This is a genomic window from Vibrio sp. 10N (assembly GCF_036245475.1).
In the GTDB taxonomy this organism is placed as follows: domain Bacteria; phylum Pseudomonadota; class Gammaproteobacteria; order Enterobacterales; family Vibrionaceae; genus Vibrio.
On sequence record NZ_BTPM01000002.1, the window covers coordinates 1,101,996 to 1,125,221 of the forward strand.

Annotated in this window: 20 protein-coding genes; 7 read left to right on the forward strand and 13 right to left on the reverse strand. The window is 47.0% G+C overall.

Going from position 1 to position 23,226, the window contains the following annotated elements:
* Nucleotides 1-203: 203 nt before the first annotated feature.
* From AAA946_RS21120 to phhA, 4 genes are all read right to left on the reverse strand, one after another.
* Entirely contained in the window at nucleotides 204-3,329 is a 3,126-nt protein-coding gene (locus AAA946_RS21120) for an efflux RND transporter permease subunit (protein ID WP_338166720.1), read from the reverse strand.
* The gene (locus AAA946_RS21125) at nucleotides 3,322-4,488 is read right to left on the reverse strand and encodes an efflux RND transporter periplasmic adaptor subunit (protein ID WP_338166721.1); all 1,167 of its coding nucleotides are present in this window, start codon (nucleotides 4,486-4,488) and stop codon (nucleotides 3,322-3,324) included. The genes AAA946_RS21120 and AAA946_RS21125 overlap by 8 nt, the downstream gene beginning before the upstream one ends.
* Nucleotides 4,489-4,676: 188 nt before the next feature.
* Nucleotides 4,677-5,012 carry a 4a-hydroxytetrahydrobiopterin dehydratase gene (locus AAA946_RS21130; RefSeq protein ID WP_338166722.1) on the reverse strand — a complete coding sequence of 112 codons (336 nt, stop codon included), beginning with the start codon at nucleotides 5,010-5,012 and terminating at the stop codon, nucleotides 4,677-4,679.
* The gene (phhA, locus tag AAA946_RS21135) at nucleotides 5,005-5,796 is read right to left on the reverse strand and encodes a phenylalanine 4-monooxygenase (protein WP_338166723.1); all 792 of its coding nucleotides are present in this window, start codon (nucleotides 5,794-5,796) and stop codon (nucleotides 5,005-5,007) included. Before phhA ends, AAA946_RS21130 begins: the two co-directional genes overlap by 8 nt.
* Before the next feature lie 224 nt (nucleotides 5,797-6,020).
* Here phhA and AAA946_RS21140 point away from each other — a divergent pair, with 224 nt between their 5' ends.
* The 4 genes from AAA946_RS21140 to AAA946_RS21155 all read left to right on the forward strand — a co-directional run bounded on the left by AAA946_RS21140 (nucleotide 6,021) and on the right by AAA946_RS21155 (nucleotide 11,053).
* On the forward strand, nucleotides 6,021-8,039 hold the full coding sequence (locus tag AAA946_RS21140) for an acetoacetate--CoA ligase (protein WP_445206116.1): 2,019 nt from the start codon (nucleotides 6,021-6,023) through the stop codon (nucleotides 8,037-8,039).
* A gap of 210 nt (nucleotides 8,040-8,249) precedes the next feature.
* Nucleotides 8,250-8,978 carry a glycosyltransferase family 2 protein gene (locus AAA946_RS21145; RefSeq protein ID WP_338167218.1) on the forward strand — a complete coding sequence of 243 codons (729 nt, stop codon included), beginning with the start codon at nucleotides 8,250-8,252 and terminating at the stop codon, nucleotides 8,976-8,978.
* Nucleotides 8,979-9,024: 46 nt separating this feature from the next.
* Nucleotides 9,025-10,350, forward strand: coding sequence for an LssY C-terminal domain-containing protein (locus tag AAA946_RS21150; RefSeq protein WP_338166724.1), 1,326 nt, complete (start codon nucleotides 9,025-9,027; stop codon nucleotides 10,348-10,350).
* 439 nt (nucleotides 10,351-10,789) lie between these two features.
* Complete coding sequence (locus tag AAA946_RS21155; RefSeq protein WP_112479297.1) at nucleotides 10,790-11,053, forward strand: hypothetical protein; 264 nt, start codon at nucleotides 10,790-10,792, stop codon at nucleotides 11,051-11,053.
* Nucleotides 11,054-11,135: 82 nt separating this feature from the next.
* On the opposite strand, the gene AAA946_RS21160 is transcribed toward AAA946_RS21155, so the two are convergent.
* Together AAA946_RS21160 and AAA946_RS21165 are read right to left on the reverse strand one after the other, a co-directional pair.
* Entirely contained in the window at nucleotides 11,136-12,107 is a 972-nt protein-coding gene (locus AAA946_RS21160) for a calcium/sodium antiporter (protein WP_338166725.1), read from the reverse strand.
* Between the two features lie 215 nt (nucleotides 12,108-12,322).
* Nucleotides 12,323-13,363: a metal-dependent hydrolase gene (locus AAA946_RS21165; RefSeq protein ID WP_338166726.1), complete on the reverse strand. Its 1,041-nt coding sequence runs from the start codon at nucleotides 13,361-13,363 to the stop codon at nucleotides 12,323-12,325.
* A 277-nt stretch (nucleotides 13,364-13,640) separates the two neighbouring features.
* Here AAA946_RS21165 and AAA946_RS21170 point away from each other — a divergent pair, with 277 nt between their 5' ends.
* Both AAA946_RS21170 and AAA946_RS21175 read left to right on the forward strand, forming a co-directional pair.
* Nucleotides 13,641-13,934: a Fis family transcriptional regulator gene (locus AAA946_RS21170; RefSeq protein WP_338166727.1), complete on the forward strand. Its 294-nt coding sequence runs from the start codon at nucleotides 13,641-13,643 to the stop codon at nucleotides 13,932-13,934.
* Between the two features lie 57 nt (nucleotides 13,935-13,991).
* The gene (locus AAA946_RS21175; RefSeq protein ID WP_338166728.1) at nucleotides 13,992-14,639 is read left to right on the forward strand and encodes a glutathione S-transferase family protein; all 648 of its coding nucleotides are present in this window, start codon (nucleotides 13,992-13,994) and stop codon (nucleotides 14,637-14,639) included.
* A 69-nt stretch (nucleotides 14,640-14,708) separates the two neighbouring features.
* On the opposite strand, the gene AAA946_RS21180 is transcribed toward AAA946_RS21175, so the two are convergent.
* The 7 genes from AAA946_RS21180 to AAA946_RS21210 form a co-directional block, all read right to left on the reverse strand.
* Nucleotides 14,709-15,047, reverse strand: coding sequence for a cytosolic protein (locus tag AAA946_RS21180; RefSeq protein ID WP_338166729.1), 339 nt, complete (start codon nucleotides 15,045-15,047; stop codon nucleotides 14,709-14,711).
* A 223-nt stretch (nucleotides 15,048-15,270) separates the two neighbouring features.
* Nucleotides 15,271-17,715 carry a response regulator gene (locus AAA946_RS21185; protein WP_338166730.1) on the reverse strand — a complete coding sequence of 815 codons (2,445 nt, stop codon included), beginning with the start codon at nucleotides 17,713-17,715 and terminating at the stop codon, nucleotides 15,271-15,273.
* Nucleotides 17,716-17,925: 210 nt separating this feature from the next.
* Nucleotides 17,926-18,618, reverse strand: a complete 693-nt coding sequence (locus AAA946_RS21190) for a DNA alkylation repair protein (RefSeq protein WP_338166731.1) — start codon at nucleotides 18,616-18,618, stop codon at nucleotides 17,926-17,928.
* Between the two features lie 197 nt (nucleotides 18,619-18,815).
* Nucleotides 18,816-19,985: a MalY/PatB family protein gene (locus AAA946_RS21195; protein ID WP_338166732.1), complete on the reverse strand. Its 1,170-nt coding sequence runs from the start codon at nucleotides 19,983-19,985 to the stop codon at nucleotides 18,816-18,818.
* A 99-nt stretch (nucleotides 19,986-20,084) separates the two neighbouring features.
* On the reverse strand, nucleotides 20,085-20,507 hold the full coding sequence (locus tag AAA946_RS21200) for a GNAT family N-acetyltransferase (RefSeq protein ID WP_338166733.1): 423 nt from the start codon (nucleotides 20,505-20,507) through the stop codon (nucleotides 20,085-20,087).
* A gap of 96 nt (nucleotides 20,508-20,603) precedes the next feature.
* Complete coding sequence (gene lhgO / locus AAA946_RS21205; RefSeq protein WP_338166734.1) at nucleotides 20,604-21,836, reverse strand: L-2-hydroxyglutarate oxidase; 1,233 nt, start codon at nucleotides 21,834-21,836, stop codon at nucleotides 20,604-20,606.
* A gap of 51 nt (nucleotides 21,837-21,887) precedes the next feature.
* Nucleotides 21,888-22,457 (reverse strand): TetR/AcrR family transcriptional regulator, encoded by a 570-nt coding sequence (locus AAA946_RS21210; protein WP_338166735.1) that lies wholly within the window; start codon nucleotides 22,455-22,457, stop codon nucleotides 21,888-21,890.
* A 101-nt stretch (nucleotides 22,458-22,558) separates the two neighbouring features.
* On the opposite strand from AAA946_RS21210, the gene AAA946_RS21215 reads away from it, so the two are divergent.
* Nucleotides 22,559-23,089, forward strand: coding sequence for a dihydrofolate reductase family protein (locus AAA946_RS21215; protein WP_338166736.1), 531 nt, complete (start codon nucleotides 22,559-22,561; stop codon nucleotides 23,087-23,089).
* Nucleotides 23,090-23,226 lie beyond the last annotated feature (137 nt).

Sequence of the window (23,226 nt, forward strand, 5' to 3'; positions counted from 1 at the left end):
GATAATTAACTCAAAGTGGTTATTATCAACTATTCGAATGGGTGGAAATAAAATCACCAAACCTTAAGCTCTAACCAACTGTAAATAAACAACTTTTGTAATCTAGCGAAAGGGCAGCTTGAGGGTTTCAGATAGGTTATCGGTGATTAAAGCATTTGGTGGACTCGGCAGCCATCGCTCACCAAGTCCACCATAGCTAAGAGTTAACCGCGCTCAACCGCGGGTTGTTTTAGAGGAAAATAGAGTCTTTTGACCTTGCGGAACACTCCGCCTATGTCTTCCAAAATCACATACAGACATGGTACCGCTATCAAGGTAACCACAGTGGCATACATCACCGCGAACCCTAAGGCGACGGCCATAGGTTTGACAAACGCAGCTTGTAGACTGGTTTCAAACATGATCGGCATGACCCCAAAGAAGGTGGTAATAGAGGTTAATGTGATGGCCCTAAAGCGGGCACAGCCAGCCTCAACCACAGCGGTTTTGGCGCAGTCGCAACGGGCTTTGATTTGGTTGACGTAGTCGGTCATTACCAGTGAATCGTTGATCACCACCCCCGCTGCTGCAATTAGCCCGAATGTCGACATCATTGACATATCTAAGCCGTAGAAATAATGGCCCCAAATCGCCCCGGTTAAACTAAACGGTATCACTGACATAATGATAAGTGGCTGAGCATAGCTCTTTAATGGAACCGCAAGCAGGATATACACCGTTATCATGCCCGCCACGAAGAACACTATTTGCTCTGCCGATTGTTTTTGTTGCTCCTCAATCGTCCCACCTAGTTCGGTGGTGACGTCGGGGAACAACGCCTTCAGCTCAGGCAAGACGTTATCTTCAATGTTTTTCACCGCTTTGTCTGGCTCAATCACCGTTTCATCAATCGATCCATAGATGTACACAGTTCTAAATCCATTCTCGCGGCGGATTTGGTTGATACCGGGTTTGCTCTCTATTTCAACCACGTCACCAAGCATTACTTTCTTGCCCGATGGCGTGGTAATCAACGCATAACGTAGTGATGAGAACGCTTCGCGTGTCAATTTAGGGTAGCGGACCATTACGCGAACTTCTTCGGTGTTACGTAGCACGCGTTGCGCCTCGCCACCATAAAAGCTGCCTCCAACTTGCGCGGCCACGCTGGCCAAATCCAGCCCCAGATCATACGCCACGGGTTTAAGAGAAAGCTGCACTTCTCGGCTACCGGTATCCATGGATGAACTGACATCAAACAGACCCGTTTGCAATTGCAGCTTCGACACTAACTCTCGGCCCGCAGCGTTGAGCGTTTCCATATCAGGGCCGTAGAGTAAGTAACCGAATTCGTCACCATCATCGCCACCAGCCACATTGTCATTTATGACGATAGACTTGAGGCCTACAATGGTCGGCAACTTTTCACGCCAGCGGCGAGACAGTTCAAAGGCATCCACTGGGCGAACGTCTTCATCCACCAAAGGCAAAATCAACATTCCCTCGGTTCGGCTGGTATTGATGGTCATCATGTCGCGAATGACCGGCATACCAAATTCATCTTGAATGTCGTTATCTACCGCTTTAACCACTTTCTCTAGCGTCAGCAAGGCATCGATGGTTTGCTCATCTGAAGCATTACTGTTCATCTCGATTTTGATCATTGGGAAGTCAGAAGGCACTTTCGGGCTGGGTATGATTCTGACATGTCCTGAGGTCACCATAGCGGCGCTCACTACCAATATGGCGATAAAACCTGCCATCACCGACCAACGCCATTCTACGCACTGGCTAACCAAGCGTTTATATGGACCATTTACAAACTCAAAAAAGGCGCGATTAAATCGAGCGCGATAACTGTTCTCTTTCACTGGCGTAAACTTGGTGTGCGCCAAGTGCGCTGGCAAGATCAGCTTTGATTCAATCAGACTGAATATCAGGCAGAAGATCACCACGATCGACAGTCCATAGAAAATGGCTTTTTCAGGTCCGGTTGAAAATAAGAAAGGGACAAACACCGCAATGGTGGTTAACACACCAAAGGTTGCTGGCGTAGCAACTCGCTGTGCGCCACGAACCACGTTAGTGACACCACCGCCATTCTGCTCGACTTCGGTATAAACACTCTCTCCTATCACGATGGCATCGTCGACCACGATCCCGAGTACCATGATAAAAGCAAACAAGGTAATAATATTGATACTGACCCCAAACAATGGCATCAGCATGACCGCGCCCAGAAAACACACTGGCAGCCCCACCATCACCCACATCGCTAAACGAAAGCGCAAGAAGATACTGAGCAAAACCGCGACCAACACCGCACCTTGCATCAAGTTCTTAAGCATCATATCGAGACGTGCATTGAGGTAGTAAGTCATGTCCATCAAGGTATGGATCTTCACCCCATGAGGCAGCGTTTGGTTGCGAGCCTCTATGTAGCGTTGCACGGTTTTTGCCACCGGCACCATGTTTTGAGTTTTAGTGGCTTTTACGGTGAGATAAATGCCGTTCTCACCCGAGAACTTAAAGTAGTGCTGACCTTCGGTAAACTCGTCTTTAATGACCGCGATATCACCAAGCAATACTTTTGAACCGTTGGCACCGAGTTTGACCGGGATTTGGCGGAACTCATAACCGTCATAGTACTGGTTCTCAATACGAATCGAGACCAACCCTGTGTTGGTTCGAACCTGACCTGCGGAAAAATTAGCGGAATACTTTTGGATTGCCGTCACGACATCGTCGAGTGTCAGATCATAAGTACGCAGCTCGTCCGGATGAATTTCGATGCCAATTTCATCCGGCGGAGAGCTCACTTCAACCAATGACACATCATTCAGTTGTAATAGCTCTTTCTCCACTTGCTTGGAAATGGTCTTGAGCTCGGTCAGTGAGGTGTTGCCGGACAGCACCATGCCAATCACATCTTGCTTGAACTCAATTTGAGTGACTTTTATCGGCTCCATCGCCCTTGGAAAGCTGGCAATACCATCGACACGTTGTTTTACTCGATCAAGCACTTCGGGGAGATCAGCTTTGGTATCAATCTCTAGTGTAACCTGACCACCACCACGATAGGCATCCGTTACCGCCTTTTTGATTTCAGTGACGTCTTTTAGCGACTCCTCCACTTTAATGAGGATCGTTTCTTCGATTTCTTGCGCCGATACACCAGGGTAAGAGGCCATTACACGAATGTAGTTGATTTCGAAGTTGGGAAACATTTGCCGCTGGATCAAAAAGTAGCTCACGGTACCCATGATGAGTACAAACGCCATCAGCAAGTTAGCCGCCACCGAATTGTTGGCGAACAGGGCAATAATGCCGCGCTGGGTAGAGTTACTCACTGGCCTCTCCTTGCTGCACTAATACATCCGCCTTATCGTTGACTCGAATGATCGCCATGCCAATTTGTGGGAACTCAGGCACAGTTAGTACCAGTTCATCACCGTTCTCAATACCGGCATCAATAAAGAAGTTGGCCTGTTCTTCTCGCAGCACATGCACAGGTTTCGGGATCAGTTTATCGTCCGGGTCGACCACCCATACGCGTTCATCTATCACCAACTCTTGTGGCACTTTAAACAGCGCCTGCACTTGGCGACCATTGAACTGGACTTCGACATAAGAGCCAAACGGCAGTGGTGTTTCATCAGATTGCAGCCCATAAGGATCTTCAATACGAATCACCATATTGACCATACGAGTAGCGCTATCGACCACCCCTAAATCACGTACAATTTTGCCTTCTCGAACGGCTTCAATTCGCCCCTTGGCAATGATCTTAGCCTTAACGCCTTCAATGTCTTTTGGCAGAAACGGGGCATCAAATCCGGCAATAGGTACCATGACCTCGGCATGTTCAATATTATTGATTTCTGCCACTTGAGAGCCCGCCGTAATGTACTGGCCCACACCAATATTGCGCGATACGACCAAAGCATCGTAAGGCGCTTCCACTTCGGTATTTTCCAGATCGCGATTGGCACGACGCAGCCCCGCCTGAGCTGATTTGACGCGGGCCTCTGCACTCAATACTTGAGGAATGCGCAGATAAAGGTCGGAAACTTGTGTGTCTTTGATTTTCTTGGCTTGGCGCTCTGCCACTTTGGCTTTTGCGCGCTCTTCGATGAGAGTCGCTTGAGCCTGTGCGAGCTCGGCTTGAGCTTGCAGAACGGCGGCTTGATAGTCGTCTTTCTCAATGGTAAATAGCACTTCACCACGTTTGACCACCCCGCCTGAAACAAAATTAGGATGCCAACTGGTCACCTCTCCAGAGACTTGAGTGGAGAGTGCTGTACGCTCTAACGGGACGACTTCTCCAAAGCTTGAAATCTGCACTTGATGAGTCTGTGCTTGCAAGATTTGTGTTTTAACGCGCGGCGTCGTGTCGAGTACTTTTTGCGTATCTATCTCCGGGGCGGTTGATTGCACCCAGAAATAGCCACCAGCGGCCACACCTAAAATAGCGAAGGGGAGTATCCATTTAATACTGCGCTTGAACATAGTTTCCCTTTTTTGTTCTCTAGCCTGTAGTTATTGTACGCATATTAGCCGGCAGAAACTGTAACGTTTCATCATCTTTTTTGACCCACATCGACTTCTTGTTACTGCAAACTGTGACATTTCAATTACGTTGTCCCTAGAAAGCAAAATCCCCGCTTTCGCGGGGATTGTCATCACTCATTACAACTCTACTGGGCAATAAAGCCATCGCATTTGGCAGCACAGATAAAATCATTCTGATGCAAACCTTTAATCGAGTGGCTCCACCAAGTCACTGTTACCTTGCCCCACTCCAGAACAATCGAAGGATGATGAAATTCATCTTCGGCCAGCTCTGCCACCTGATTTGAGAACGCCCAAGCGAGTTTGAAGTTTTTGAACTTATACTGTTTCTCTAGTTGTGGGATGCCATCACGTACCACAATTTGCCAGTCATTTAGTTCTGTAAGTAACTGCTGTTGTTCATCTTTACCTAGTGCAATCGCGTCACTGCTGCATGCTTCGCAGCGTAGTTCGTTAAGCATGAGTTATGTCCTTTGGTTCAAAAAGTGGTGGAAGCAAGCCAGATTCCATGGCGTGTGCCACATCGAGACTGAGATCTTGCTGTTTCAGTTCGTATAGCTGGCGGATATCATCTAGCACAAAATAGGTCGGCTGCATGATATCTATTCGGTAAGGCGTTCTGAGCACATTGTCGATGTTGAACGCTTGGCGAAGCGGCCTTTCGTCATCCAGCGCATACAGCGTTTCACCCGGTGATGACAAAATACCCCCTCCATAAATCTTCAAATCACCGTTTTGCTCGACCAATCCAAACTCGACCGTAAACCAATACAGCCTAGCCAAATAGACTCTTTGTTTACTGCTCGCCTGATACCCCAACTGACCATAGTGCTGCGTAAAATCCGCAAAGTCTGGGTTGGTAAGCATGGCACAATGGCCAAATATCTCGTGGAAAAAGTCGGGCTCTTGCAGATAGTCAAATTCCTCGCGTGACCGCAGAAACGTGGCGACGGGGAACTTGCGTGACGCTAACAATGCGAAGAAACGATCAAAGTCGATGAGTGCCGGCACCGGCTCGACTTGCCAGCCCGTTTCACGCTGCAATACCTGGTTGATCTCGGTAAGTTGCGGCGCTCTATCTAAAGGTAGATCAAGCAGTTCCAACCCGCGTAAATACTCTTTACACGCTCGATCCTGAACGAGATCCAGTTGGCGCTCGACAAGGTCGTGCCAAATACGATTTTCTTCTTCGCTCCAATCAATTAACCCCTGTTCATTCACAGGGTTAGATACATACTGAGTCATGCCATTTCCTTTAACAAGCTCTTTACATTAAGACTATGTGTTCGGGTATCCGCTGACAATAACTGAGCCAAACCAGCCTTGTGAACTACGTGTAACATAAATTTTACAATTGTATATTTTTAGCTTTAAATTCAGTTAATTGAAATTTTCCAGCAAGTTTGACTTCATCACACATTCAACCAAAACTTACAGTCAGGACAACTTCAGCCTTGAGTGTAGATAAAATGTTAACACCCCCTAATTCACGCCATCCCATGTGGATCCCTAAACCAAACACGGTATCCAGCAGTCGCATGCAACAATTCATCGAGGCGCTTGATCCTCTGCCGCAAGCGATAACCGATTATCAGCAGTTGCACCAATGGACGCTGGAAAACCCAGAGCACTTTTGGCAACGCGTGTGGGACTTTTGTGGCGTTGTTGGTTCACGACAAGGTCCAGTATCAGCCCTTGGAGACCCTGTTTGGCAAAGCACGGTTCCGACAAGAGACACCCTTTGGTTTCCTGAATCACGTTTAAACTATGCAGAGAACTTGCTGACTTATGGCGAGAAAAACCCAGAAAACATTGCCATCTTGTTTCAAAACGAGACAGGTCATGTCGAACAATACACGTGGGGAAAACTGCACCAGCATGTCTCAATCATGCAGCAGTGGCTTCGGGGAGCAGACGTGGGAGAAGGCGACGTTGTCGCTGGCTACCTTCCCCATTCACCTTATGCTGTTATCGCTATGCTCGCCGCGACAAGCTTAGGCGCAATTTGGACCTCCACTTCACCCGACTTTGGCTCAGAAAGTGTGATCGAACGTTTTGGTCAGGTGAAGCCAAAAGTGCTGTTTTGCGTGGATGGTTACCAGTTTGGTGGCAAAGCGTTTTCTATGAAAGATAAAAACGATGCCATCTGTCATGCCATCGACGCCATCACGCACGTATGTACGATCGCCTATCAACACCTTGGCCAGAGCGAGCCACCACAAAACGTCACCGTCGAATCGAACGCAAGCAATATCCTTCGTGTTGACTGGGATTCGGTGCTGAAAGACTTTCAAAGCGAACCCGTTCACTTTCATCGTGTACCGTTTAACTCACCTCTGTTCATCCTCTATTCGTCAGGAACAACAGGCAAACCTAAGTGCATTGTTCACTCAGTGGGCGGCATTACCCTCAATCATCTTAAAGAGCATCAACTTCACTGTGATGTTCGCGCCGACGACCGCGTATTCTATTACACTACCTGTGGTTGGATGATGTGGAATTGGCACGTATCGGCACTGGCCAGCGGTGCGAGTCTGGTCATCTATGATGGCAACCCCGTCTATCCCTCGGAGAATGTGCTTTGGGAGTTAGCGCAAAGAACGTCCGTGAGCTTGTTTGGCACAGCGGCTAAGTATCTAGAAGCAATAGAGAAAAGTGGCTTTAACCCAAGCGAAAAGTTTGCACTCACCCACTTGCGAACCCTTTGCTCTACTGGCTCAGTGTTATATCCCGAGCAATTTGACTATGTATATCGTGCAATCAAGTCGGATATTCATCTTGCTTCTATCTCTGGTGGCACGGACATCTGTGGCTGTTTTGTGCTTGGGAATCCAATTTCTCCCGTCTACCGAGGCGAGTGCCAAGCGCCAGGTTTGGGGCTGGATGTTCAAGTATTTAACTCAGACGGGCAAGCGGTGACCGAAGAGCGCGGAGAGTTGGTTTGCCTTAACAGTTTTCCTAACCAGCCCGTCGGCTTTTGGAACGATGACGGAGAGCGATACCACAACGCGTATTGGGCCGACTTTGATCAATGCTGGAGTCATGGCGATGATGTAGTGATGACCGAACACGGCGGAATGCGATTTTTTGGCCGCAGTGACGCGATTTTGAACCCAGGCGGGGTACGTATCGGAACGGCTGAGATCTATCAGCAGGTCAACCAGTTGGATGACATTGTTGACTCGATAGCGGTAGGAAGAACCCGCCATGGCGACGAGAAAATTGTGCTTTTCGTGCAGCTTACGCCCGCAGCGGTACTGGACGAAGCACTTAAACAAGCCATCAAGCAACAACTTAAAACGCATTGCTCCCCTCGCCATGTGCCCTCAGAGATCTATACCATCAGTGAGATCCCAAAAACCAAATCAGGAAAACTGGTGGAACTGGCGGTTAAACAAGTACTCCACGGTAAGGAAGTGAAAAACAAAGGCGCCATCGCCAACCCACACATTCTTGAAGAAGTTGCCCAGTTTGCACACTCATCATAGCAATTAACTTTTTGATTCATCAGCGCTTTGCCTCGAACTCTCGGTGGCAAAGCCTCCTCGTTCATCTACATGAACCGATTCTGAACTCTCCACTCATTCTTCATTCAGTGCAGTTGCTCAATACTGTCTCCATCGATTAACCGCGACTCCACCCAACACGCGGCTTCTGTGCCCCAAAAGATGGACAAATTGAACCAAAGGAAAAGAATGATGAAATCACTTAGCGTAGTTGTTATCACCCTAAACGAAGAGAAACGTATTGCTCGCCTGCTGAGCGATCTAAGCTGCCAGACTTATCAGGATTTTGAAGTCATTGTGGTCGACTCGAACAGCGATGACCTTACCTGTGACGTAGCGAGCAAATATCAAGCCTCATTGCCGAGCTTAACGGTACACAAAATGTCTGAGCGTGGCGTTAGCCTTGGCCGAAATAAAGGCGCTGAACTGGCGAACAATGAGCGCTTACTGTTTCTCGATGCGGATGTTCGTCTCGACAAACACTTCCTACAACAGGCGATCGACAAACTCGAACAAGAAAAGCTCGAAGTCGCGGGTGTTTATATGGGGTCACGTAATCTTGCACCCGCCTATAAGCTGGGTTACAGCCTGTTTAATGCAGGGTTATTTGCTACTCAATTCTTCTTCCCAACCGCGGTCGGCGCATGCATTTTTTCAACCAAACGAGCTCATCAGGAGATTGGTGGATTTGATGAAGAGATCGTCCTTTGCGAAGACTGCCACTACGTTAAAAAGGCCTCAAAGACTTGGCGTTTTCGATTTTTGCCGATGAGCTTTCAGTTCGATCCACGCCGTCTTGAGCAAGATGGCTTCTTTAAGATGGGGGTCACTTACCTAAAAGCGAATGTTCGCCGCTTCCTATTTGGCGAGATGCGTAACAACGAGATGGAATATCAGTTCGGTCACTACCAGAAACAATAAAACAGCCAACAAGAGAGAGTGCATAAAGATTAGGTAAGGATGAGATATGTTTGAAACATTGGGACTGTTTTTGGGATCACTTCTGGACGCATTGATTGGGCCAAACCTAGTAGTGCCGGGTGAACCATTCATGATCGCGGCGGGATATCAGCTCTATTCAGGAACGTACTGGGCGGTCATTGCCGTTCTGCTCGGCGGCCTGATTGGTGACCAACTCAGTTTCCTTATTGGACGACACTATGGTTTTAGCGCCCAAAAGTCTTTGATGCGCTGGCAACCAAAAATTCGTCGCCCTTTGGCTCGCTGCCGTTTGCTAATCAATCGCAATGCGTTTTGGGTTATCGCCTTTGCCCGCCTGCTTGGCCCAATTGCTTGGGTGGTGCCTTTTATGGCTGGCGCTAACCATATCCGCTGGGGGAGGTTCTCCCTCTATGCGACGGTCGGCCTTATTCTCGGTGTTGGGCAATTTGTTACCTGGGGATATTTACTCGCTGCGGGCGTCGACAATGTGCCGATACTCGGTGAAACCGCCACCTTTATTGCCGAGCACAAATACACATTAGGGCTATCGCTTGTGTCATTAGCACTGCTCTACTTCGGCATCAAAAAGCAATGGCGTTACTCATGGCTAAAGGCATCCAGCTTGTTTTTGGTCGGAATGGTCGCACTCAACTATTCGCACTTTTTCTGGTGGAGCGACAACAGCGTGGTACCACTGGCCGAAACAAAGCCTGTCGAGGTGCGCTTAACGGAGCTGGAATATAAAGTATATGCTGGCCAATCGGCTCTCTATTCTGCGCAAGCCGTGAATGTTGTTTACTTAGGCGAGACACCGACACATTTAATGAACGAACTGGGTTGGACTCAAAACAAAACATTCTCGCGCAGTGATATCGAACTTGCCGATTATGTGGACTTGTTGCAACAACGCACGCCACCTGTCTCTGACTTACTCTGGCAAGGTCAGCCACAACACCTAGCGTTTCAGCTGCCCGGCACGCTCACTCATCGGTCACATATTCGTTGGTGGCAAGCGGGGGTTGATTCACAAACCCAACAAACGGTTTGGGTCGGTGCGCTCAGCTATGATGATGGATTAACGTTCACACCCTACGGGGGAATCGTCACGCTGCTCCACTCGGTATCACCCAATGTGGATGCTGAGCGCGACCAACTGAAAACCGATGTGTTTCGACTCAATGACCGATGGAATGCCGAAAACCTTCAGCTTGCGAGTGTGACAACCCAAAATGACCGACACGACTACTTTACCGATGGCCAAGTATTGGTCGTCTCGGAACAAGCGTCGTATGTTAATAGCCTGCAACCTTCTGACAGTACTCAATTTATTACGATGAAGCACGTCTTATAAAGCGGGGGAAATGCCGATTTGTCGGTTGTCACCCATCGTTTTGTATGCAAGCACAAATTAGATTAATTAGCCGTGTCAAACATCGACGGTCCGTTAATTAGCATTTAGCTCTGTGACCGTTTGTATCAACTAATTTCAGCCACATTGATGTTACAAAGCCGCATACCTTATATTCACTTTCAGCAAAAACATGCTCAGTTTTTGCAAAGTCAGCTCAAATAATAAAGGTATAAAACTCAATGATCACTTTGGCCCGTTTCGCATCTACAAGCGATCCAAACCAACTGCGCAGCTCAACGCGCCCACAACCTGCAGCGCCTCCTATCCAAGCTGCTTTATTTTCTCGAACCTCTATGAAAGAGCCTACTCTTTTCCTTGCTCGCCAACCCTTTCCCACCCGCACTTTAACAACACTTTCTTCACTCTGTGGAGGATTGGCATGATAGAAATACACTGGACTGTCGCTTTAGCGATGAGCTTTTGCAGCATGCTAGGCGTTCTTCAAATGTACGGTCGACGCATTGATTCATTCTTTAAACGCGTTGTCGATAACATGTTGAGAGTCGGAAAAGGCTCTATGAAAGCGTCAAATTACTCGCAGCAGCGCACGGAAAGCGAGCTTTATCAGGTAGGACATCAAGAAAGAAAGTATGAGTTTGGCGATTACATCCGCCAGCAGAGCAAACGAAAAGACAAATTGTAATTCTTAACCATTCGATGCTAAAAAGCCCGTGACTCAATACAGTGATTGAATCACGGGCTCATTTCAAAAAACAGTTACGCAGTTAGGCTGTAACAGAGACAACAAGCCAGATGTTGTAAGCAGCGTACCCTGCAAGTAGCAATGCCCCTTCAAATCGATTGATGCGCCCTTGGCGACCAAAACCGTAAGCCATAAAGAACAGCGCAACCGTCATCGCCATCATCACCAACCAGTCGCGAGACAACACAGCCTCTGGCACATTCGCGATTGGCGAGATCATGCCAGCAATACCAACAACAGCCAGAATGTTGAACATGTTGGAGCCGACAACGTTACCGATCGCAATGTCATGCTCGCCTTTGCGAGCTGCGGCGATAGAAGCCGCTAGCTCTGGCAACGACGTACCGAGTGCAACAATCGTCAAACCAATGACCAAGTCACTAATACCAAGAGATTGAGCGATGGTTACGGCACCCCACACAAGGATACGTGAACTCACCACCAGCAGAACTAGGCCTAACACCAACCAGAAAATCGCTTTGCCTAAAGACATGGTTTTCTCTTGAAGTTCTTGTTCTGTTTCGGTCTCTAGTGGGTCACCTTTCCCTTTGATGCCCGAATAAATACTCCAACTGATAAGACTGAAAAATCCCACCAAGAGAATCGCCGCCTCACCGCGTCCTAACACTCCGTTCCACAGCAAAGCACCTAACAATAAGCTAATAGCGAACAGCAACGGCAGTTCTTTTTTCACAATGACCGATTGCACCATGATTGGCGCAATGATTGCGGTAACACCCAAAATAAGTCCGGTGTTTACAATGTTAGAGCCTAGAGCATTACCCAAAGCAAGCTCCGGATTACCCTCTGCTGCTGCCATCGCAGATACCACCATTTCTGGTGCCGAGGTACCAAAACCAACAATCACCATACCGATAAGCAAAGGCGGCATGCCCGCGTGACTCGCAGTTGCCGCCGCGCCATCAACAAATCGGTCTGCACTCCAAACCAATAAGATAAAACCAACCAGAATCGCCAGTGCGGCAAGTGTCATATCGTTGTCCTCAGTAGGAAAAATCTAAAGATAAATTTGAGTATCTTAAGCGAGTAAATAGATGAGCAAGTCACTGTCTGTCGTGACAATTTTAGGACGGGAATAGTGAACTCACATGAATCGCTTCGTCAAATAGTGATTTTTGTCGTGACGATAAAAAATCGAGTCTGCAAAAACTCGATTTGCCGTCTCTACGCTTACGTTATTACTGCGCGTTAGTCCACATCATCCAAGGCCTGGTTGTACGCGACCTTCTGTAAGTTCGCATCAATCGCTTGATCACCCAACATTCGTTGCCAAAGTACCGAGATTTGCTCGAAGCTTCGCTCACTTTCGAGTCTTGTAGGGGCGTCTAACAAGGTCCACTGCGGCGATGATGTCGTGTTTGCGAACACAAATTCAAAGGCCAAACTATCCGCCATACCCAATCTTAAATCCGACACAATGAGTTGATCGCCTTGTTGGCGATATCCCAAAAAGCCATGCGAAAACGCCTCCAATCCAACTAGCGTTGATGGTTTCTCCTCCAGCGGCCACTGACCGCGAGAACGCGCGATAAAGTCGATATGAGGCTCTTTATCAAGCAGTGACGCTAGCCCTTCAAAGTATTGATCCCCTTCGACAACCACAACGCGCCACAACAGAGTGTTAAACGGAGAAGGCGTTATTAGCACTTGCTCATTACTGATGTTTTGTAGCGCCAAGTTGTCTTCCACTCTATCAGCAATCACCTGCTGGGCAACATAGCCCCAAACCAGATAAAAGCTCGATACCAATACCACACCCTGGCACCAGCGCCCTCCCCTATGACGGGAGAACAGTGCAACACCAATGCCTAGCAGCAACGGCAGTGTGTACAAGGGATCAATGATGAATACATTACCCACTTCAAAGTAACCGGGTATTGGCCATAACAATTGAGTGCCGTAAGTGGTCATCGCATCGATGGCAACATGAGTAACAAGCACGCTAAGCACAAGAGCAAAGACGCGAGTAAAAGACCAAAACGCATCGGGTCTAAAACGGCAATATAGCCAGCTGACCACGAGTGAAAACAGCGGAATAAGCAACAGAGAATGCGTGAACCCGCGGTGTTTAATGGTATTGCTCACCGCATCACCATAATCAATCACCACGTCTAAGTCTGGCAAAGTACCAATCGCAGCACCGGTTAGAAGCACCTTAGCGTTACATTGTCTACCAGCAATCGCGCCGGCAACTGTCGCTCCGAGCGCAGCTTGGGTAAGGGAGTCCATTGGGTTTACTTGTGTCCTCTCAACATGTTAACTCGATGTTTTGTTTTACGAGAGTATATGAAAAAGGACCACGCTGATAGAGTAAACAATATCTACATTCAAACGAGTTTCGTTCAGCGCATCGCCTGCTTGCTTTACGTGGTTTAGTGGAAATCTTTCAATGCCCCTTACGTTGTGAGAGATCTTCACTTGCGTGCAAAGGACGAACTTATTAGATTTGGAGAGCCTAACTAGGCATTCATATTTGCCCCTTCACTAAAAATAGGACGTTTTCTTCATGCGTAAATCAGATAAGAAGGTCGATAATCTAATTAGAGAGGTGTTGACCGATGTGTGTGAAGGTACGTTAAAAAGCTACGACGGCTTTCTTTGGGTAACACATACCGTTAAGTTTTCATCTTTCCCACAAAGCTTGAACATCATCTGTGTGTTCGAAACCAATCAAGATAGAACACACTTTTTGCAAAGCGAAGGCCAGCAGCATGTTTCAACAACGATTCAAAAGGCGTTTAATAACGTTGGGGTACAACTAAAGAACGTAAGTAAGCAAATCAGTTACGAAGTACGGTAAAATCAACGACTAATCAAAATGATGCGTATCCACAACTTGAATGAAAAGGAATTTAATTTGTTCAAACTTTACTACTACCCAAACAATGCGAGCCTAGCTCCTCATTTTTTGCTACATCATTTAAACGCAGACTATGAACTGTTGTTAGTTGATAGAAAATCGAACTGTCAAAAATCTGCAGACTATCTTAAACTCAATCCATCAGGACGCATACCGACCTTAGTCGTTAATAACCAGCCAATTTTCGAAAGTCCTGCTATCTGTATCCACATCTGTGAATTACACCCTGAATCCGATTTAATGCCATCGATAGGTGAGCCAAAACGACCTTTGTTTTATCAATGGCTCGCGTTTCTCAATAACACGCTACAAGCTGAACTCATGGTCCGTTATTACCCTCATCGTCACACTAATGATGAAGCGACCATTCCAAATGTCGTTGCGGCACAGGACGATAGAATTGCTGATGCATTGTCGATTATCAACGACCAGCTAGAACATCACGAATACTTGCTGGGTGATACCTTAACTGCATGTGACTATTTCTTGTTTATGCTTGCAGAATGGTCGTTGCCAGTTAAGAAATCACCACTCGAGTTCGAGCACCTAGCAGCGTACTTGAAGTGCCTTTGTTTGAACCCAACCATCAAAGCGGTTTGTGATATCGAGGGTATAGACCTGACACCATTTGAGTCAGACTCATAACCCTCTCTCTTACAAACGGGGCCTCACGCAGTCCCATTCAGTTCGCAGGTTTCAAGTAGCTGAATAATGTCAGTCCAATCGAGTAATAAAGGTTTGCTCGTCATCCACAAAAGCCACAAAGCCACCGTGATAGATAAACACCCGACCACGGCCTTCAACGATACAGGCGAGCTGTGGGTTCAAATCTTCTTCGTTATCTCGGCGCTGGAACGTACCGGTATCGGTGATAACACCGCTGAGCTTAGGCAAATATCCGTAAGTGCGCTTGGCTTGGTCAATCAGGCTCAGTTCGCTGGCGATAGAAAAGCATGAGGGGATGGCACCAGCATCTTCAATAAACATGGGTTTCAGTTCTTCAAAGGCGGTAATCACCAGCCAGTCGATGCCGTTAACATGATGGATAAACATAGAGTATCTCGATAATTCTGATGTGAGGATTTTATCACTATCAGGGGAGTACGTTGTAGAGATTTAGCGGTCAAGGGCGTGATTTCTCTATCTCTATCTCTACCTCTTCCTAACAATCATTTCCAAATCATCACTTCCAAATATTACTAGATAAAGTGAAACACGTTTGCCCTCAGCTTGCCTGCAACGATAGTTATCAAACATAAGTCAGCAGCAATAACCGTTAAGCACGAGATTTCTCTTCACCATCTACTGGAGGCTCTTGAACGACTTTGTGTGGTAACCATTTTGCCAGTGCATCACCCAAAGCTTTTGCGTTGATGGGCTTAGAAATATAGTCATCCATCCCTGCTTGAAGACACTTTTCTTTATCGCCTTGTATCGCGTTTGCGGTCATAGCAATCACTGGAATCGAATGATTAATATTGGCATTATTGGTGTTTCGAATTTCTCTCGTCGCTTCATAGCCATCCATTTCTGGCATCTGACAATCCATGAACACGAGATCATAACCAGAATGAGCTCTTAATGCGGCTAACGCTTCTAATCCATTTTTCGCCTTATCGACTTTAATGCCGTACTTGGCAAGTAACGATTGAAGTACCACTTGATTCGTCGTCACATCATCCACAATTAACGTGCGCGCTTGATACTGCGTTTTCTTCGCCTGTGTGTGTCGTGTTACAAAGCTATCTTTAGGACTTTCGGAGTTAAGCCCAGATACTTTTTCAAGAACTCCGAGAAGATCTGATTGTTGCATCGGTTTGGTTAGATAACCCGTAAATCCAGCTTGCTGCATCAGTTTAGCGTCTCCCCTTTGCACAACGGAGGAGAACATGACCAGTTTCGTCTCTTTGATCGATGCGTCTTTTTGGATTTGTTCCGCCAATTGGACCCCATCCATATTTGGCATTTGATAGTCGATGATGGCGATCGTAAACGGTTTGCCTTCTTTATTGGCTCGAATCAGGGCGTGCAAAGCTTGCTCACCACTTTCAACAACTTCATGGTCTAACTCCCAACGCCCGAGAATTTGCGTCATCAGGTTTCGATTCGTTTTAATATCGTCAACAACCAGCACGCGTTGACGCTTCAAATCGCCGGTAGGTAAATAAACGATGGATTGTTGCTTAGAGTTTTCGAGCTTAATGGTAAACCAAAAATTTGAGCCTTCTCCCTCTACACTCGATACGCCAATACTTCCCCCCATAATTTCAGATAAGCGCTTACTAATCGACAAACCCAGCCCTGTCCCGCCGTACTTCCGTGTCGTCGAACTGTCTGCTTGAGAGAAGCGCGAAAACAACTTCTTCTGTTGTTCATCGTTGATTCCAATTCCAGTGTCTTTGACCTCAAACTTGATAACACTGTCGGTCAATCTCTTTTCTACCACTGAAACATAAACCGCCACTTCACCTTGCGCCGTAAACTTTATCGCGTTGCTTATGAGGTTGTTCAAAATTTGACGAATGCGCCCAGGATCACCCTTATAACAAAGGTCCATCACAGGTGTTGCCGGGCAAATGAGCTGAATGCCTTTTTGCTCTGCTGCAAAGTACAACATAGCCCCTACTTCTTCGATGACTTCCCCTAAGTCGAAGTCGATCAGCTCCAGATCGATCTTACCCGCTTCAATTTTCGAAAAATCCAGTATGTCGTTGATGATGGACAGTAGCGACTCTGCACTGTTCTTGGTGGTCTCTGCCATCTTGCGTTGCTGTTCATTTAACCTAGTATCGAGCAGCAAGTTAGCCATCCCAATTACCCCATTCATTGGAGTGCGGATTTCATGGCTCATAGTGGATAAGAAGTCGCCTTTTGCCTTGGCTGCGGCTTCTGAACGCAAGGATTCTTGCTTGAGCTTTTCGTTGTAGTGACGCATTTGTTTATTATTTTCAATAAGACTGGACGTCATTTCTTTGAAGCTCAACGTTAATTTGGAGAACTCATCTCGACCATGAAGGTGCCTGCTTTCACTGAGCTTTTCCAATCCAAGGTTCAACTTGCCGATACCCACATCGTGCGTCGCCTTTAGCAGCGTATCTAGCCGACGCTTAACGCGAGCAGAGCTCCAAAAAGCCACCAGCACAGAAATAACCGCTGACACGACTGTCCCTAATATCAGCACTAGGCTTGTTTGCCGCGCAGACTCCGCGGATTCAACGGTTCTAACATGAATCAGTTGTTCTTCCACTTCGATAAAAGTGGCCATTTTCAGTCTTATTTCATCATTGATGGATTTACCGGTTTGTTTTTGTACCAGCTCAATGATGGAGCTCATACTGGCTCGCCCCTCTGTCACTGCTCGTCTTTGTTCGATCTCTTCTGTTGCGGCCTCTTGTAACCAAAGTTTATGTAACGCATCAACTTCCCACAGTATTTCAACCTGTGGCGGGTTATCACTGACTTGTTCTGCCAGCGTGTTGATTTTTTCGTTCCAAACCGGCGTAGACCAAGTGAAAGGTTCTAAAAACACTTCGTCGCCGGTGATAAGAAAGCCACGCTTACCTGCTTCCATATCAACTACCATGGTAAGCAACTCTTGTGCCCTCGCGATCGCTTTATGAGTGTGTTCAACCCAGCTTGCATCCTCAACCATTGATTGCGTATTTTTGTGTACCGAAAGCGACACCAAAAGCATTAACAATACTGGAATTGAAAAGCTCATTAATACTTTTCGCTTTATTGATATATCATCAAACCATCGCCCGAACGCTTCCATAATATCCCTATTATTAATAAAGCAATTTATAGCAGTGTAGGACAAAAACTCTCAGTTTTTAGTGCCCTTTAGAGGGGTTTTATAGCGGAAATTGGTTAAGAAGTGACTTTGTTCGTGATGTGTTGGTTGGACGCTTGGTTGTCAGCCAAAGTGTCGCTACATAAGCGACACCCTCCCTTGAGCCTTGAGCCACTTAAGTCCTTCTCGTTTAGCGAGTCCTTCGATATGCTGAGCATCAATAAACTGGATGACAGCGTCTGAATGGGTCTTTGAGTATTCCCTTAAGCTCCAGCCGATCGCTTTTTGGATAAAGAACTCTTTGTTGGGTTGGTTTTCGGAAATGATCTCAAACAGCAGAGACTCATTGGTGTCTTGTTTGAATTTGAGTTGATAAAGGATCGCGGTTCGCCTAAGCCAAATATTGTCACTCTGTCGCCACTTGAGAATAAAACACGCAGTTTGATCGGGAAAGCGCTGAAACAAACTCGCGACGATATGAGTCGCCAACATATCGACCGTATCCCACCAGGACTTCGTCGTGATCCACCGTTCAACATCCTCAAGAAAGCTCTCTTGCAACACCTTCTTCTGTTTGATTAGAAGATCCACGGCGACGAGTTGATATTCTCTTTGAGGCAAGGCCCATAGTTCGTCGACAACTTTTGCCAGCTCATTCATGTTTGGCATCTTCTGTTTTGAAAACAGGGTGTGAAGTGCTTTACGGCGCGGCCATGATTGAATTCCATAGAACTCATACTGGTCACGCATATAAGCTTTCATAGATGCGGCGTTATCGCTGTTGGCGAGTGGCTGTAAGGCTGTTTGTACCTCAATGTTCCAAGCGTGCATGACACCTCCATTTACCGTCAATGTCTTTGCTCTTCATTAAAGCAATGAACATAATATTCTCCCAGTGTCTGTTTCCCATAGCATGATGCAGTTGAATTAAGACGTCTATTGGCAAATCGCCTTCAAAGCGACAGAAGCCATGGTCAACTCTGACTCCGCAACCAATAAAAAGGGAGGCACTTGCCTCCCTAGGTTAACTAGTCACCTGAAAATACCTGCTGTAGCCTCGCCACAGCTTCGATGACCCTAGTACGAGGGGTCGCTAAGTTGAAGCGAAGGTACCTCTCGCCTCCCAGGCCAAACGTTGAACCATGGTTGGCTGCGATCTTCGCTTCGCTTTGTACTTTCTCGATAACCTCTTGCGGTGCTAACCCTGTCTGTGAAAAGTCGACCCAAGACAGATACGTCGCTTGCAGTGGCATCGATTTAAGCCCTTTAATGGCATTGATGCCCTCGTCAAATATGCGTCGATTCTCATCAAGGTATTTCACCAAGGCCTCTAACCAAGCTTCACCATGCTCGTATGCCGCTGTCGCCATTAGCATTCCCATTCGATTTGGACCGATGCCAGCGGCATTGAGAACGTACTTGAACTTATCTCTTAGCTCAGGATTGGGGATGATAGCCGCTCCGGTTAACGCGGAGGCAATATTAAAGGTCTTCGTCGTTGCCGCCAAAATCACCATGTTTTGCTCGTGCTCTGGTGCGGCAAGAGTGGCGACGGTATGTTGATGGGGAGGAAAAACCAAGTCGTGGTGAATCTCATCTACGACCAATACAAGATTACGACGAGCACAAAGTTCGGCGAGCGCTCGGATCTCATCTTTGCTCCATACGCGCCCGCCAGGATTATGGGGTGAGCACATAACAACGAGCTTTTCTGAGCCATCTAGGCTTGCCTCTAGAGCGGCAAGATCCATTTCATATCGACCTTGTTTTTCCACTAGCGGGCTTTCCACTACGACACGCTGGTTCGCTTTAATGACTTTTGAAAACGCATGGTATACGGGTGTGAAAAGAATGACGCCATCGCCAGGCTGAGTGTAGGCTTGAACACACAACGCCGTCCCCTGAACGAGCCCTGCACACGTGACAATCCATTCAGGAGATACTTGCCAGTGATGTCTTTTGCTCATCCAGTTCACAACTGATGCTTTGTAGCGTGAATCATCACCGTAGTAACCATTCACGCCATTTTCAGCGGCATCGGCCAATGCTTGGTTGACGGCTGGTGGTGCTTTAAAGTCCATGTCCGCCACCCACATCGGCAGGCCATCATCCGTCGATACACCAAAACTTGCCTCCATCTCATCCCACTTTGCGGAATGAGTACCTCTACGCTCTACAATTTCATCAAAGTCAAACACAGCCTATCCCTATCTAAATCACGCTCATTCGATAACGCGATTTTAGTATCACGATTTCAATAACAATTGAGCCAGTTTAAACTGTTGATTTCAATAGGGCTAGTGGCTAGACATGGTCAATTGCAAGTGTCCGGTGTGTGGGTCTGTTGATTCATCGACAATACAAAATCCACAGCGGTGATAAAAGCCGATAGCACGACAGTTGTGTTTGTAGACGGAGAAAGAAAGCGTATCGCGCTTTTTACGGGCGTCCATAAGTAGCCGCATCCCAATACCGCTGCCTTGCGCTTGCGGCTCGACAAACAGCGCAGCCAACTCATTATCCACTAGCGCGTAAAATCCAACAACTCGTCCAGCAAGCTCGTACACATAAACTTCGGCATTTGGGAGATACACATTGCGCATATCATCCAGCTTGTCATACCAAAACCTAGGCTCTAAAAAGTCGTGTGATTCCACAGATGCCGCCAGCCAAATCTTCAAGACACTATCTGTATCTTGTGGAGTGTATTCTCTGATCATGAAGGTGATTCCGTTTCCTACCTTGCTCAAAATCTTCTGCCCCACTTTGGAGGCACGCCTTCAATAGTAGCTGGAATTTATGAGCTTAAAGAGAAATCATCCATTATTTTCTAGAAGTTCCAGTCTAGCTTCGACTTTATTGCAAATGTATTCACCGATTGGAATGGCCGATGTGGCCGCTGGGGATGGAGCATTGCAGACGTGCAAACTGCGGGAAGTTTCGGCAAATAAGAAATCATGTACCAAGCGGCCATCAGACATCACCGCTTGAGCTCGAATGCCAGCAGGGTACGGTTCAAGATCTAAAACCTCAATCATAGGACAGTACTTGCGCACTAATTGAAGGTACCCGGGTCGCCACAGAGAGTTCTTCAACTCGTTCAAACCGGCCTTCCAATGGGAGTACGATACGCGCCAAAACCCTGAAAAGGTTAGCATCGCCAGTGTATCTTCAAGACTAAAATTGATCTTGCCATAACCTTCACGCTTAAAACCCTGAACGGCATTGGGGCCAACGGTCACAGAACCGTCGATCATTCGTGTTAAGTGTACCCCTAAAAACGGAAGCTCTGGATCGGGAATCGGATAGATAAGGTGGCGGATGACATCGTTGTGTTTGGCATTCAATTGGTAGTATTCACCACGATAGGGAATGATTTGGAAATCGACATCAATGCCAATCATAGCGGCCAGTCTGTCCGCCATCAGTCCACCACATACCACAAGTTGTCGAGCTTGCAATTGGGTTGGCACACCATTGACCAGACACTCAATATTCACCACATCATGTTGCTCATTCAGGGCGGTAACTACGCTCGATAAAGACACGACTCCTCCGAGCGACTGGAACTGCTCGGCCATCGTTTTGGTTACCTTTCGATAATCCACAATGCTAGTGGATTCGACCTTAATAGCGCCCAAGCCTGTAATATTGGGTTCAAGTTGCTCCAATTGCTGTTGGTTGAGCAATGAAACCTCGATACCATTTTCAAGGCAGCGTTGATAAAGCGCCTCCATTCTTTGCTTTTCTAGAGCGTTGGTTGCAACCAAAAGCTTGCCGCAGTTTTCCACCGGAATACCATGTTCGGCACAAAAGTGCTTGGTCGCTTCCGCCCCGCGTTTACAAAAGTCCGCTTTAAGGCTGCCCGGTTGATAGTAAACACCCGCGTGAATAACGCCGCTATTGTGGCCAGTTTGGTGATGAGCAAAGTCCGATTCTTTTTCCACCAGCATGATCGACGCTTGCGGGTGTCTTTGCAGCAGTTGCCACGCGGTGGACACGCCAACGATGCCCCCACCAATCACAATATAATCATGGAGTTCTGTCATCACTTATCCTTGTGAAACGAGCTAATTGCCTTAACCATACCTTGTGTTTTTCTAGCGAGGAAGGACGGGAGTCACTGCTTTCAAATAAAGTGATATCGAGCCCTCGTAAATACGACGCTGCTCTTGCTGCGTGACCTCTGCAAACTGCATAGAAAATGCAAAACCATGTAGATAGTCGGCTAAAAGATTCACAGCGTTCATTTTGTCGTCATTGCTTAGAGTTAAGGGGGCGACTACATCATTAAAACGGGCGATAAATACTTCGGCCGGCCCACTGCTCTGCATTTTGAATAACGTTTCCAGCAGTCCTGAATACTCTCTGAGAAGCCCAAGATAACTCCAGCCCAACTCAGTTAGTTCATGCTGCCATGTGGCTTGATGGTTTGGCTGATAAATCCCTTCCACTAGAGACACAGCAACGGCTTCCAATAGGCTATCTTTATTTTTGAAATAGTGATAAATCGCCATCGCATCGACATTGAGTTCGGTAGCTAAACCTCTGATGCTTGGGATTTTTCCGTTGGATTGCATCATTTGTTTCGCCATCTCAACAATGCGCGATTGACTCAATCCATCACTGCCCTTCTCTGGGCGACCGCGTTTTTTGGCATTGACAGTCATAAGAGATCCTAGTTAAACTCCACTTAATTTCTACACTGTAGAATTTTAGCAAAAAGTCCGCTAATTGCACACCATTATCTCATCGAAATAGGAGCCCCCAAATGGCCAACATCGTCTACATTGCCACCAGCCTTGATGGTTATATCGCCGACAAGAACAACGGCGTGGAGTGGCTGCATGATATTCCCAACCCAGAGGGTTCCGACTTTGGTTTCGCCGAGTTTATGAACCGAATCGACGCATTGGTTATGGGCCGCAATACTCTAGACATTGTATTGAGCTTCGACTGCGACTGGCCGTATTCCAAACCTGTGTTTGTATTGAGTAACACCTTAACTGAAGTGCCAGAAGGCCTTGAAGGAAAGGTGTATTTAGTGAAGGGCGAGCTTAAAGACATCATTAACGAGCTCGCTTCCAAAGGATACAAGGATCTCTACATTGATGGCGGTAAGACGATCCAAAGCTTCCTTAAGGAAGATCTGATCGATGAGCTGATTATTACCACGATTCCTGTCTTGCTTGGTGGCGGTATCCCGCTTTTTGGTGATCTTGATAAACCACTGAAGTTCAAGCATCAGTCGGCAGAAAGGTATGCCGACTGTATTGTTAAAAATCGCTTTGTGAGGGTTTAACCTAAGGCTTAGCTAACCAAATATCTCGGGTCTAGTGTAGGGTTTGGCGTAAGTTCCCCCCAAGCTATGATATTTGTACAGTGCACTTTACTCATAAGGTGATATGCTCTGGTGTAATACTGTGCAGCTAATCGCAC